The sequence below is a fragment of the Aquibaculum sediminis genome, assembly GCF_040712085.1.
Classification (GTDB): domain Bacteria; phylum Pseudomonadota; class Alphaproteobacteria; order Kiloniellales; family DSM-21159; genus Aquibaculum; species Aquibaculum sediminis.
In genome coordinates, this window is sequence record NZ_JBFCVK010000013.1 from 62530 (window position 1) to 75492 (window position 12963).

Genomic DNA, 12963 nt, shown 5'->3' on the forward strand with positions numbered 1-12963 from the left:
AGGACGCCATCGCTCTAAATGCCACAAGTTCACAGGCCACAAGTTCACAGGCCTTGGCGCCATGAAGTTCCTGCTGGAAATGCCGGGCGATCATCTGGCCGCGCGACGCTACGCGGCAAAAACGCTGCTGGGCGAGTTTCTGGGTCTGCCTTTGGACATTCGTGTCGGACAGTCCGACCGCTGGCGGCTGTGCGACTCGGCCGAGAGCGCGGAACTGATCCTGCCCGACTGTTTCTTCGCCAGCGCGCGCGGTCGCTGGCTGGAGCCGACATCGCTTCCGCAGCTCCCGCTCGCTCGCTGGTACAGCGAAGCGGACCTGCCGGAGGCGCACCGCCTGGACGGTGGCTTGCCGGTGTTGGCCGGCACAGCGGATGCCGCGGGTCGCTGGTGGCACCAAGAGGGGCACAGCGCCTATCTCGGTTTCGACCTCTTCGGCAGCGCCTTCTTCTGCCTTTCCCGCTACGAGGAGCAGGCGCTGGTGGAGCGCGACGAACACGAACGTTTCCCCGCTTCCGCCTCACTGGCCTTGCGCGCCGGACTGCTGGAGCGGCCGCTGCTTGACGAATATCTTGCCGTGCTGCGCGCGGCGCTGTTGCGGCTCTGGCCGCGCCTGTCCCTGCCGTGGATGCGCGGACAGCTTCGGTTCACCTGCGACATCGACCACCCCTATGAGGGCGGCAGCAAGCGCCTGGACCTGCTTGCGCGCGCGCTTGTCGGCGACGTTCTGGTCAGGCGCCGGCCGCAGGAGATGGTGGCCCGCCTGGGGCGGGTCTGGCGCGCCCGGCGTGGCGATTACGCGCGTGATCCCAACAACACTTTCGACTGGCTGATGCAGTGCTGCGAGGCGCAAGGGGCACAGGCCACCTTCTACGTCATCGCCGGCCACTCCGGCGGGGCCATCGATGGCTGCTACAGCCTCGACGAGCCTTATATGCAGGACCTGCTGCGGCGCATTCACCAGCGGGGTCACGCGATCGGTCTGCATGGCAGCTACAACAGCTTCCGTGACGCCGCGGTGCTACGGCAGGAACGACAGGATTTGGAAGCCGCCTGCCGCTCAGCCGGCTTTCCGGCCGAGGTGCGTGCGGTGCGTCAGCACTACCTGCGCTGGGACAGCGCGCGCACGCCGGCGCTGATGGAGCAGAGCGGTTTCGCCTGCGACAGCACCGGCGGCTATGCCGACCACATCGGTTTCCGCCACGGCACCGGGCGATCCTTCCGGCTCTGGGATTGGGGCGCCGGCCGGCCGCTGTCGCTCAGAGAGCAGCCCCTGATCGCGATGGAGTGGAGCGCCATCGGACCGCAGTACATGAACCTGGGGCGCAGCGCCCCCGCTCTGCAGCGCTTGCAGCGGCTGAAGCAAACCTGCCTGCGCTTTGGCGGCGACTTTACCCTGCTCTGGCACAACAGCGAGATCCGCAGCGAGTGGGACCGCCAGGCAGTTGCAGCCCTGCTCGGGAACGACGCCATGTCCGACGGCCTCGACCAGGCTGACAGGGAAAGCTGTCCGGCGGAGGCGGCGCAATGAACGCCAACTCGATCGCGCGCGGCATTTCGGTGATCGGCTTCCTGCTCCTCTTCCCGGGCTTTGTCTTCTACCATTACGTGATTTCCGCCGGCCTGGCCCCGCCGCTGCTGGGCGGTCTCTTCGGGCCGGTCAGCCTGGTGCTTTTCCTCAGCTATCTCGCACTGCTGCCCATGAACCTGGGCAGTCTGCTGCAGGCCGGGTCGCTGTATACCGTGGGGGTCTTCGGGTTCGTCTTCTACGTCCTGCTGGTCACCCTGGCGCACACCAGTTCCTTCAACTGGGACTTCATCCAGGCCGCCGGGGAGCAGTCCTATGGCGTGCTGGTCTTCTGGGTGTCGCTCTTCTTCCTGGGCTTCTTCCTGCCGCTGGAAAACCGGGTGCTGAAATGGGCCAGTCTCTTCTGCGCGTTGGCCATCACTGGGTTCATCCTGCACTACGTCGCCACCACCGGCTCGGTCTTCTTCTACGCGCGCGAACTCTACGACGCGGACGAGGGGGTCGCCACCTACCAGGGCTTCGCCCGTTCGTCGCTGGGCCTCTGGATCCTGCTGGTGGTCACGGCCCGCAGCGAGTTCTTTCGCTGGTTGATGGTCGTCTCCGGCGTCTTCGTGCTCTTCGTGCTGGGGGCGCGCTCCGAACTCTTCGCCTTCATGGCGCTGTCGATCCTGCTGCTTGTGGTGCTCGGTATGCGCAGCCTGAAGACGCTATTCTTCGCCACGGTCGCCTGCGCTGCGCTGGTGGCCGTGGTCATGGCGAACATGGAGACGCTGTCGGAAAGCCGGCAGCTTCAGATCCTCGACCTGCGCTCCTCTACCTCCTGGAACGCCCGGCAGGTGCTGGAGGACCAGGCCTGGGAGGTGATCAAGGAGAACCCGATCTGGGGTCAGTTCGCGTCCCACACCACGCGCGGCGGCATCGGCTTCTACGCCCACAACTATCTTTCGGCCTGGGAGAACTATGGCCTGATCGGTGTGACCAGCTATCTCATGCTGACCATCGTTCCCTGCTTCATCGGGGCCTATTGGTGCTTCATCGAGACCAGCCGTTTTTCCCAGCGCTGGCTGATGTCCTTCGTGGTCAACGCCGTCTGTCTGATCCTGATCATCGCCTCCAAACCGGTGTTCTGGCCGCTGGTCGCCTTCGGCTGGGGGCTGCATGCCAATGCCTTGGGCGCGATGCAGCGCTCGCTTCACACTCAACCGCGCCCGGGAATGGCCCCGGGCCCGACCTTCAGGCTGATCCATGTCCATCGCCCACATTACAACCGTTCACCATCGCGCTGACACCCGCATCCGCGTGAAGGAGGTGGCCTCCCTGGCCCGCCGCCTGGACGAGCCGGTGGTCCTGCTGGTGCAAGACGGCAAGGGGCCGGAGGTCAGCGCCTGCGGCCGCTATAGGGTGATCGACAGCGGCTTGCGCCCGGCTGGCCGCGTGGCGCGGATGATCCGGGGCAACTGGCGCATGTGGCGCGCGCTGCGCCGTGTGAAACCGCGGGTGGTGCATTTCCACGATCCGGAACTCCTCTTCCTGGGGCTGGCCATGAAGCTCACCCGCGCGCGGGTGGTCTACGACGTGCACGAGGATGTACCGCGCCAGATCCTGACCAAGGACTGGATCCCGGCCCTGCTGCAGCGCCCGCTGGCAGCGGCGGTGGAAGTCCTGGAGGGCCTGGCGGTCAAGGCATTCGACGGCGTGGTGCCGGCAACACCTCCCATCGCCCGGCGCTTTCCCGGCCCCCGGACCGTGGTGGTGCAGAACTTCCCGCTGCTTGAGGAACTGCGCGCGGCCGATGCGCTGCCCTACGAGGCCCGTCCCGCAGCCCTGGCCTACGTCGGGGACATCTCCGAGGTGCGGGCGGCCGAAGAGATGGTGCAGGCGCTGGGTTTGCTGCCGCGCGCGCTGCCCTGCCGGCTCGAGCTGGCCGGGGGCTTTGCCTCACCCGCACTGGAGCAGCGTGTGCGGGCCTTGCCCGGCTGGTCGCGCGTGCGCTTTCACGGCTGGGCGACGCGGCCGCAGGTGGCGGCCATCCTGGGCCGGGCGCGGGCGGGACTGGTGCTGCTCCACCCCGAGCCGAACTACGTCGAGGCCTATCCCAACAAGATGTTCGAGTACATGGCTGCGGGCCTGCCGGTGATCGCCTCCGACTTTCCGCTCTGGCGCGAGCTGGTGGAGGAAAGCGGGGCGGGCCTTCTGGCCGATCCGCAGGACACCGTCGCCATAGCCGTCGCCATGCGCTGGATCCTGGAGCATCCGGAAGAGGCGGCGGCCATGGGCCGCCGCGGCCGCGCGGCGGTGGAAGCGCGTTTCAACTGGCTGCCGGAAGAAGAAAAGCTGATCGGGCTCTACCGGCGTCTTCTGGACCAGCCCCAGCCGGCCCCACTGGCCGGCCCCGCAGCAGCCCGCGCCGGACGCCCGCCGCATTGAGCCGGGATTGCCGTTCCGGCCTCGCCGCCATGGAACGCCCAGACCGTTAGTTCCCCTACGCATCACATCGTGAGAGGCCCGTCATGAGCCTTGCCGCAACCAGTGCGGCTGTCCGCGACCTGTCGTTGTCGCGCAGCCCGCAGCAGCGACCGCTGCGCATCCTCTATCTCTACCAGTACTTCACCACGCCGGAGACTTACGGCGGTACGCGAGCCTACGAGATGGGGCGGCGTCTGGCGGCCCAGGGGCACGATGTGCAGGTCGTCACCTCCTGGCCGGAGGAGGATGGCCGCCGCGGCTGGTTCCAGACCTGGGAGGCCGGGATGCGGGTGCACTGGGTGCCGATCCCCTACTCGAATCTCCTGTCCTATCAGGACCGGATGCGCGCCTTCTTCACCTTCGCCTGGCAGGCCGCGCGCAAGGCGGCAACGATGCCGGCCGACCTGATCTTCGCCACCAGCACGCCGCTGACCATCGCGCTGCCCGCGGTCTATGCCGCACGACGCCAGGGCATTCCCATGGTCTTCGAGGTGCGCGATCTCTGGCCGGAACTGCCCATCGCCATCGGCGCGCTGCGCAACCCGGCGGCGATCTCCGCGGCGCGCTGGCTGGAGCGCTTTGCCTATCGCAACGCCGAGGCCGTGGTGGCGCTTTCGCCGGGCATGCACGCGGGCATCGCGGCCACCGGCTATCCGGCCGATCGGATCACGGTCATCCCCAACAGTTGTGACAATGGCTTCTTTTCCAAGGTGTCGCGCGAGGAGGCGCGGGCCTGGCTCTTCGCGCGCCACCCGGAGCTTCAGGGCGGGCCGCTGGTCGGCTACACCGGCACGCTCGGCCACATCAACGCCGTTGCCTACCTGGTGGAGATGGCGGCGCTGGCGCAGAGCCAGGGCAGCCGGCTGCGCTTTGCCGTTTTCGGCGAGGGCGCGGAGCAGGACATGATCAAGGCGCTGGCCCAGGAAAAGGGCGTCCTGGGCCGCAACCTCTGGCTCTACCCGCCGCTGCCCAAGCGCGACATGCCCTATGTGCTGGGTGCGCTCGACCTGGCGACCTCGCTGTTCAAGAACCTGCCGGAGATGCGGCACAACTCCGCCAACAAGTTTTTCGATGCCCTGGCCGCCGGCCGGCCGGTGCTGATCAACTACGGCGGCTGGCAGGCAGAGCTGCTCGAGGAAAGCGGCGCCGGACTGGTGGCGCCGCCGTCCAAACCGCACTTTGCCCTCTGGCAGGCGGAGGAACTGCTGGGCGCGCCGGGGCGACTGGCGGCGGCGGAGGAGGCGGCGCGAACCCTGGCGCGCGAGCGCTTCGATCGCGATCTCCTCGCCGGGCAGCTCTCCGACCTGCTGTGCCGGGTGCACGGCCGGAGCCGCCGGGGTGCGGAGGCGCTGTCATGAAGGTGCAACCGATACCGCGTCCCGCTTCGCTGGAGAGCCACCTGCTGGACAGTCCGGAGGCGATCGCGGCCTTTGCGCCGGTCTGGAGCGATTTCCTGGAGCGGCGGGCCGCAGCGCACAGCCTCTTCCAGTCACCTGCCTGGCTCCTGCCATTGCTGTGGATTCCGGAGCCGCGCAAGCTGCTGCTGGTCCTGGTCGAGGACGCCCAGGGGCTGGCCATGATCGCGCCCTTCAGCCGGGTGAACCGCGCCGGCGTGCGGGTGCTGGAATGGCTGGGCGAGCCGCTGCTGGCCTTTGGTGACCTGCTGCTGCGCCCCGGCTTCGATCCGGTCGCCGGCATGGAGGCGGCGCTCGCTTTCCTGCAGCGCGTGGGGGAGGGGGTGGACGTGCTGCACTGCCGGGCCGTACCGGCGGACGCGGCCATGGCCCGTTTCTTCGCCGCCCGCGGTGCGGCGCCCCTGACCTATGGCTGGGCGCCCTATGCGGCGCTGGATGAGTTTGCCAGCTTCCCGGCCTATCTCGCCACGCGCAACAGCCGCAGCCTCAAGGGCTATCGCCGCAAACGCCGCCGCCTGGAGGAGCGCGGTGCGCTGCGCTTCGAAGTGCAGCAGGCGGGTCCCCAGGCCCAGGCTCTCGGGCGACAGACCCTGGCGCTGAAGCTGGAGTGGATGAAGGCGCAAGGGCGGATCAGCCGCAGCTTCGCGAAGCCGGAGCGCCTGGATGCTTTGGTCGAGCTCTTGGGACAGCCGGACAGCGGCGCCGTGGTCTCGGGTCTGCTGCTCAACGACCGGCCGCTGGCGCTGGAGATCGGCTATCGCCAGGGCGCGCGCTACTACTCCCACATCGGCGCCATCGATCTCGCCTTCGCCGACCACAGTCCGGGGCACCTCCAATTGCTCGAGACGCTGCGCTGGTGTTTTGAGCAGGGGGTGGAACGCTTCGACTTCCTGCCGCCGGACAGCCCCTACAAGCGCTCCTGGGCCACGGATGTGGAGACGGTAAGCGATTACTGCCTCGGATTGACGCCCCTGGGGCGCTGCTACGGCGCCGTCTATCTGCGTTCGCTGCATCCTCTGCTGTTGCGGGCTCATGCCAATGCGCCGGGGCTGCTGCGCTCGCTGGGTCACCGCTGGGCCAACGGCAAGGCAACGGCACCGGGCCCGGAATGATCCCCTCGGCGGCGCGCAATCCTGCGCCGTCCCCTGCCGTTCTCATTAAAGGAGGTTCCGCCATGTCCACCGCACAGGGACGCGGCTTCTATCGCCGCCATGGCAAGCGACTGCTGGATATCACCGGCGCCGGCCTGGGGTTGATCCTGTTGGGTCCGCTGCTTCTGGGCGTGGCGCTGGCGGTGCGCATCGGCATCGGGACGCCGGTGCTGTTCCGGCAGTGGCGACCCGGGTTCCTCGGCCTGCCCTTCCTGCTGATCAAGTTCCGCAGCATGACCGGCGAGCGCGATGCCCTGGGCCGGCTCCTGCCCGATGCACGTCGGCTGACCCGCCTGGGTCGCTTCCTGCGCGCCAGTTCCCTCGACGAACTGCCCGAACTCTGGAACGTGCTGCGCGGCGACATGAGCCTCGTCGGCCCGCGGCCGCTATTGGTGGAGTACCTGCCGCTCTACAGCCCCGAGCAGATGCGCCGCCACGACGTGAAGCCCGGCATCACCGGCTGGGCCCAGGTCAATGGCCGTAATGCCCTGACCTGGGAGGAGAAGTTCGCGCTCGATCTCTGGTACGTGGACAACTGCTCCTTCCTCGTCGACGTCAAGATCCTGCTGCGCACCCTGGTGCGGGTCTTTGCGCGTGATGGCATCGGCCATGGCGAGGAGGCGACCATGCCCTGGTTCACCGGCTCGCGCGGGTGAGGGCGCAGCGCATGGATCTGCACCCGGTCGAGAGCGGCGCCGGCAGCCTGATGTCTCCTGAGCATCCCGCCTGGCAGGCGCTGCTGGGTGAGTGCAAGGCGGACAGCTACCACCAGGCCGGCTACCTCAGCGCCTGCGGCCTGGTCGAAGAGGGGGAGCCGTGCATCGCGCTCGTCGAGGCGGCGGGGCAGCGCATGGGCGTACCCCTGCTGCTGCGGCCGCTGCCCGATGGCCACGTCGGCTGGGATGCCTGCAGCCCCTACGGCTATCCCGCACCGCTGGCCGCCACCGACGATCCGGCCACCTGGCGGGCGCTCTGGGAAGCTTTGCGCAGCCTGCTGTCCCAGTCCGGGGTGATTGCCGCCTTCTTTCGCCTGCATCCCCTGCGTAGCACCCCGGCTTGCCTGGAGGCGGCCGAAAGTGTGGGGCGGCTGGTGGCGCACGGTCCGACGGTGTTCGTGCCACTGGACCTCAGCGAGGATACACTCTGGTCGGCCATTCGATCGCGTTTTCGCTCCAACATCAACGCGCTGAAGCATGCGGGCTGGCGCTACCAGGCGGATGACTGGTCGCTGCTGCCGGCCTTTCGCGAGATCTATGCCGAGACCATGACGCGGGCCGGGGCGGGTGCCTTTTATCACTTCCCGGAAGCCTACTTCGAAGCCTTACGGGAGGGTTTGAGCGAGGGCGCATCGCTCCACGCCGTCTTCGATCCCGACGGCCGGCCGGCGAGCGCGGCGTTCTTTCTGCGTCACGGGGGCATCGTCCAGTACCACCTCGGCGGCACCGCCTCGGCGGCTATGGCGGCTGCGCCGGCCAAGCTGCTGTTTCACGAAGCAATGCTTCACTTCCGGGCGCAAGGCGCGCGGGTGCTTCACCTCGGCGGTGGCCTGGGCGGGCGGGAAGACAGCCTCTACCGCTTCAAGGCCGGCTTCTCCAAGCACAGCGCCACCTTCCACAGCTTGCGCATGATCGTCGATCCCGCCCGCTACGCCCGCCTGTCCGGTCTCCCTGCCAGCGAAGCCGGCGCGCTGCCGGACGGGGAGGGCTTCTTTCCCGCCTATCGCGCGCCCGATTTTATCGCCCCGCACCAAGGGTCCCGCCCATGACGCAGTTCGAGGTCTTTCTCTCCCCGCCGCACCTTGCCGGAACCGAGGGCGCGCTGATCGAGGCGGCGCTGGCCAGCAATTACGTGGCGCCCTGCGGCCCCATGCTGGAGCGTTTCGAGCAGGACTTCTCGAACCTCGTCGGGATGCCTTGCGTTGCGGTCAGCAGCGGCACCGCCGCCCTGCACCTGACCCTGCGCCACCTGGAGGTCGGTCCGGGCGACGAGGTCTGGGCCGCCAGCCTGACCTTCATCGGCAGCGTGGCGCCGGTGATCTATCAGGGGGCGCAACCGGTCTTTCTCGACAGCGACCCGGCTTCCTGGACGCTGGATCCCGGCCTGCTGGAGGAGGCCCTGCGCGACGCGGCGCGGCGGGGGCAGCTGCCGAAGGCCGTGATCCCCACGGACATCTATGGCCAGAGCTGTGATCTCGATGCCATTCGCCGCCTGTGCGATGCCTATGAGGTGCCAGTGCTCTGCGATTCCGCCGAGGCCGTGGGCAGCCTCTACAGGGGGCGTGCGGCGGGCAAGGGTGCCTGGGCGGCAGCCTACTCCTTCAACGGCAACAAGATCATCACCACGTCGGGCGGCGGCGCGCTGGCCAGCGAGGATCCCGCGTTGATCGCTGCGGCGCGCAAACTCGCGACCCAGGCGCGCGAGCCGGTGCCGCACTATGAGCACCGCAGCGTCGGTTACAACTACCGCCTCAGCAACATCTCCGCCGCCATCGGCTGCGCCCAGCTTGCCGTGATCGAGGAGCGCGTGGCCCGGCGGCGGGCGATCTTCGGGCGCTATCGCGCCGCGCTCGGTGATCTGCCGGGCGTCACCTTCATGCCGGAACTGGACCACGGCGGTAGCCGCGCCTCGCGCTGGCTCACTGTCCTGCTGATCGATCCCGAGCGCGCCGGCTGCGATCGGGAGGCGGTCCGCCTGGCGCTGGAGGCGGCGGGCATCGAGGCCCGGCCGGTCTGGAAGCCCATGCACTTGCAGCCAGTCTTCACCGGCGCGCGCTGCTACGGCGGTGCGGTGGCCGAGCGGCTCTTCGCCAACGGCCTCTGCCTGCCCTCGGGCAGCGCCATGAGCGATGCGACGGTCGAGCGGGTGGCCGCGGAAGCGCGCAATTGCCTGCTGCGGGAGGAGCAGGCAGGGCAGAGCGTCACCCGGAGGGCGGGATAGCCATGGCCCTGCTGCCGGTGCCGTCGGAGTGGGCCAACAGGATGAGGGGCCGGAGCCTGCGCGGCCTGTTGGTGCTGGCCGCCTTGCTGCTCGTTTCGCTGCCGCTCTCGGCCTGCGGTGAGCATCGCCGCGCCGCGTTGCAGGTCACGCCCCGCTCGCTGGAGGCCAGCGACCCGGCCGTCTGGCAGAACCTGGCGCAGCGCCCCTCCCAGGTGACGCCCTGCAGTGAACCGGAGGTCTACCACGTCGACTCCCAGAGCCTGCCGCCGCTGCTGCCCAAGCTGCCGGCCTGCTCCGTCGTTATCCTGGAGCCCGGCCACTACGGCGAGATCATGCCGGTGGAACTCGACGGGCTGACCCTGCGCTGCGCGGTGCCGGCGCTCAGGCGCGGGCATCCCAATCCCTACGGCTGCAGCGTGCGCACCATCGTTCCGGTGCGGATCGGGGCGCTGATCGTCGAGAACATGATCTTCAACGGCATCGCCACCAACTACGGCGGCACCGAGGACTACGGCCTGGAGATCCACATCGTCGAGACGGTGCGGATATCCGACAACGTCTTCAACGGCATGTACAACCACGACATCTCCACCAAGGAGAATGTCGGCCTGACTGAGGTTTTCGACAATCTCTTCGTGCGCTGCGCCCGGCACTGCGTCGAGGTGGGACAGAACGGCAATGTGGTCTCGCGGCCGCAGCAGTCCGGCGTCATGTTCATTCGCGGCAACCGCTTCCACGACCCGCTGCTGCACGCCATCACCCAGCGCTCCAACAGCACGCTGCTGGTGGAAGGCAACCTCTTCCGCGATGTGACCGGCCGCTCGATCCAGAACTGGCCCTACTGGCAGCGCTACGACTACGGCCAACCGAACGGGCCCGAGCCCCTGTTGTTGCCGAAGGCGCCGCTGCGCAGCGTCATCACCAACAACTTCTTCGAGGGGCGCAACCGCATGCGCTTCGAGGGCCGAGGGATTGCCGACGATCTGGTGCTGATACACGGCAACCGCGGTCCCTTCGCCTGCGTGCGGGTCGAGATTCCCGAGGGAACCGCCGCGGCCCATGCGCGCATCGAAACCAGGGCGCCGCCGCGCCTGGACCCGCAGTCGGACGTGACCTGCTGAGGCGGCCGCGCCCGCCGGCTGCCTGACCGACGTCCATCGTCAATCCGAGTATCGCCGTTGGCGCTGGGGCTGCCTGCTCCCGGCGCCCACCCCTATGCCTTGCGAGAAGGGATGATTGCCATGACAGAGAGAGTGGTGCAGCTGCCCGGTCGTGGCGGGGCCGACCTGCTTTCGGGCAGCCTCGCCGGCGTGAGCGGGCGCAACGTCTTGGCTTTTGCCCATGACATGCTCTGGGTCCTGGCCTCTGCCTTCTTCGCCTTCTGGCTGACGGCCAATCTGGGCACCTTCGAGCGTGTCCTGACCCCGGCGCTGGGCACCTTCCTGCTGGTGATGCTGCCGCTGCAGGGCGCGGCCTTCCTGCTGCTGCGCCTGGACCGCGGGATCTGGCGCTTCGTCTCGCTGTCCGACCTCATGTGCATTCTCAAGGCCGTGGCGCTGGGCAGTGTCGCGGGCGTGTTGGTGCTCTATTTCCTGGGCGCACTGCCCAGCGTGCCGCGGTCGGCGATTGTGCTCTATCCCGCCCTGCTCGGTGGCGGCCTCGCCGCTTCGCGCATCGTGCTGCGCTGGTCGGTCGAGGGCCGCCACCGCCCGGAGCAGAGCAAGCGGGCGCTGGTCCTCGGCGCCGGCTCGGCGGCGGACCTCTTGATCCGCGATCTGCTGAAGCAGGAGGATTATCGCCCGGTCGGTATCCTTGACGACGCCCGGGAGAAGCAGGGCAGCACCTTGCATGGCGTGCCGGTGCTGGGCCATCTCGGCCAGCTCGCGTCGCGGCTTCGCGGACCGGGAGTCGATGTGGTGCTGATCGCCATGCCGTCGGCTCCCGGGCGGGTGATCCGCGGCCTCTACGACACCTGCGCCCGGGCCAAGGTGCCCTGCATCACCCTGCCGCGCCTGTCGGAACTGGCCAGCGGGCGGGTCGGCATCGCCCGGCTGCGCGCCGTGCAGCTCGAGGATCTGCTGGGCCGTGAAGTGGTGGAGATCGATGCGGCGGCGGTGCGGCGTTTCATCTCCGGCAAGACAATCCTGGTCACCGGTGCCGGCGGCTCGATCGGCTCGGAGCTGGCGCGCCAGATTGCCGCCCAGGGCCCCGGACACCTGATCCTGCTCGATAGCGGCGAATACAACCTCTACGCCATCGAGCGCGAGGTGGGCGAGCGCTTTTTCGGGCTGAGCTTCAGCGCCAGCCTGACCGATATTCGCGACCGGCAGCGATTGCGCGCGGTCTTCGAGCGCCATCGCCCGGACATCGTGGTCCATGCGGCAGCCTACAAGCATGTGCCGCTGGTGGAGAGCAATCCCGTGGCCGGGGTCGAGACCAATGTCTTCGGCACCCGCACCGTGGCCGACCTGTCGGTGGAGTTCGGGGTCGCCGCCTTTGTCGAGGTTTCCACCGACAAGGCGGTGAATCCCCGCAACGTGATGGGCGCCAGCAAGCGCCTGGCGGAGATCTACTGCCAGGCGCTGGACGGGCGCAGCCAGACCGCCTTCATCACCACCCGCTTCGGCAACGTGCTGGGCTCCGCCGGCTCCGTGGTGCCGCTGTTTCGGCGCCAGATCGAAAGCGGCGGGCCGGTCACCGTCACGCATCCCGACATCACCCGCTACTTCATGACCATCCCGGAAGCCGTCAGCCTGATCCTGCAGGCAGCGGCCATGGGCGAGGGCGGGGAGATCTTCGTCCTCGACATGGGTGAGCCGGTGCGCATCGCCGACCTGGCGCGCCAGATGATCCAGCTTTCCGGCCTGCTGCCGGGGGAGGACATCGGGATTGCCTACACCGGCCTGCGTCCCGGCGAGAAGCTCACCGAGGAGCTCTTTCACCCGCAGGAGGCGCTGGCGCCCACCGCGCACCCCAAGATCATGCGTGCCCGGGCGCGCGACGCGGCCTGGGAGAGCTTGCAGCAGCAGTTGGAGCAGCTCCATGCGCTCTGCCAGGCGGATGACGCTTCCGAGCTGCGTGCGGCGCTCTGCGAGATCATGCCCGAGGCCCGTCTGCAGGAGGCGCAGGAGGAAGCGCCGCCCGGCACCCTGGAACTGGCCCCTCCGCCGCCGCGCCTGGCCCTGGTCCGTCAGAAGGAGAAGCAGGCCGGCGCGGCACAGAAGTCCGGCAGCCGGCGCATCGGCAGTGGGCGCAGCTTCAAGCAGATCATCCTGCGTGCCCGGCGGGAGGAGGCGGTGCCGCCGCCGTAAATCGGGACAGGTCCGTCCTTATCGAAGTTCCCAGCGGCCGCTTCGGCGGCCGTTGGTTTGTCTAGTGTCCTGGTTCAGAAGTTCTAATCATTGATTGGCTTGCTCTGGGCAGTTTCGCAGGCAGAAGCGCTCGATGGAAGCGAGGATGTCGTCGGCGG

At 68.4% G+C, this 12963-nt stretch carries 9 protein-coding genes and 1 pseudogene; all 10 read left to right on the forward strand.

Going from position 1 to position 12963, the window contains the following annotated elements:
• Nucleotides 1-61 precede the first annotated feature (61 nt).
• Nucleotides 62-1528 carry a polysaccharide deacetylase family protein gene (locus tag ABZ720_RS17130; RefSeq protein WP_366556747.1) on the forward strand — a complete coding sequence of 489 codons (1467 nt, stop codon included), beginning with the start codon at nt 62-64 and terminating at the stop codon, nt 1526-1528.
• Nucleotides 1525-2811, forward strand: coding sequence for an O-antigen ligase family protein (locus tag ABZ720_RS17135; RefSeq protein WP_366556748.1), 1287 nt, complete (start codon nt 1525-1527; stop codon nt 2809-2811). Before ABZ720_RS17130 ends, ABZ720_RS17135 begins: the two co-directional genes overlap by 4 nt.
• Nucleotides 2771-3952 (forward strand): glycosyltransferase family 4 protein, encoded by a 1182-nt coding sequence (locus ABZ720_RS17140; RefSeq protein WP_366556749.1) that lies wholly within the window; start codon nt 2771-2773, stop codon nt 3950-3952. The genes ABZ720_RS17135 and ABZ720_RS17140 overlap by 41 nt, the downstream gene beginning before the upstream one ends.
• A gap of 83 nt (nt 3953-4035) precedes the next feature.
• Nucleotides 4036-5349, forward strand: coding sequence for a glycosyltransferase family 4 protein (locus ABZ720_RS17145; protein ID WP_366556750.1), 1314 nt, complete (start codon nt 4036-4038; stop codon nt 5347-5349).
• The gene (locus ABZ720_RS17150; RefSeq protein ID WP_366556751.1) at nt 5346-6518 is read left to right on the forward strand and encodes a GNAT family N-acetyltransferase; all 1173 of its coding nucleotides are present in this window, start codon (nt 5346-5348) and stop codon (nt 6516-6518) included. The genes ABZ720_RS17145 and ABZ720_RS17150 overlap by 4 nt, the downstream gene beginning before the upstream one ends.
• Before the next feature lie 62 nt (nt 6519-6580).
• Nucleotides 6581-7213 (forward strand): sugar transferase, encoded by a 633-nt coding sequence (locus tag ABZ720_RS17155; protein WP_366556752.1) that lies wholly within the window; start codon nt 6581-6583, stop codon nt 7211-7213.
• An 11-nt stretch (nt 7214-7224) separates the two neighbouring features.
• Entirely contained in the window at nt 7225-8322 is a 1098-nt protein-coding gene (locus tag ABZ720_RS17160; RefSeq protein WP_366556753.1) for a GNAT family N-acetyltransferase, read from the forward strand.
• On the forward strand, nt 8319-9494 hold the full coding sequence (locus ABZ720_RS17165) for a DegT/DnrJ/EryC1/StrS family aminotransferase (protein WP_366556754.1): 1176 nt from the start codon (nt 8319-8321) through the stop codon (nt 9492-9494). Before ABZ720_RS17160 ends, ABZ720_RS17165 begins: the two co-directional genes overlap by 4 nt.
• Before the next feature lie 2 nt (nt 9495-9496).
• Nucleotides 9497-10615, forward strand: a complete 1119-nt coding sequence (locus ABZ720_RS17170) for a right-handed parallel beta-helix repeat-containing protein (protein ID WP_366556755.1) — start codon at nt 9497-9499, stop codon at nt 10613-10615.
• Between the two features lie 120 nt (nt 10616-10735).
• Nucleotides 10736-12430, forward strand: a pseudogene (locus tag ABZ720_RS17175) (polysaccharide biosynthesis protein); the annotation flags it as partial.
• Between the last annotated feature and the right edge of the window lie 533 nt (nt 12431-12963).

Coding starts and splice junctions, on each gene's coding strand:
- ABZ720_RS17140 (WP_366556749.1), top strand. CDS start 2,771: ATGTCCATCGCCCACATTACAACCGTTCACCATCGCGCTGACACCCGC.
- ABZ720_RS17150 (WP_366556751.1), top strand. CDS start 5,346: ATGAAGGTGCAACCGATACCGCGTCCCGCTTCGCTGGAGAGCCACCTG.
- ABZ720_RS17145 (WP_366556750.1), top strand. CDS start 4,036: ATGAGCCTTGCCGCAACCAGTGCGGCTGTCCGCGACCTGTCGTTGTCG.
- ABZ720_RS17135 (WP_366556748.1), top strand. CDS start 1,525: ATGAACGCCAACTCGATCGCGCGCGGCATTTCGGTGATCGGCTTCCTG.
- ABZ720_RS17160 (WP_366556753.1), top strand. CDS start 7,225: ATGGATCTGCACCCGGTCGAGAGCGGCGCCGGCAGCCTGATGTCTCCT.
- ABZ720_RS17155 (WP_366556752.1), top strand. CDS start 6,581: ATGTCCACCGCACAGGGACGCGGCTTCTATCGCCGCCATGGCAAGCGA.
- ABZ720_RS17165 (WP_366556754.1), top strand. CDS start 8,319: ATGACGCAGTTCGAGGTCTTTCTCTCCCCGCCGCACCTTGCCGGAACC.
- ABZ720_RS17130 (WP_366556747.1), top strand. CDS start 62: ATGAAGTTCCTGCTGGAAATGCCGGGCGATCATCTGGCCGCGCGACGC.
- ABZ720_RS17170 (WP_366556755.1), top strand. CDS start 9,497: ATGGCCCTGCTGCCGGTGCCGTCGGAGTGGGCCAACAGGATGAGGGGC.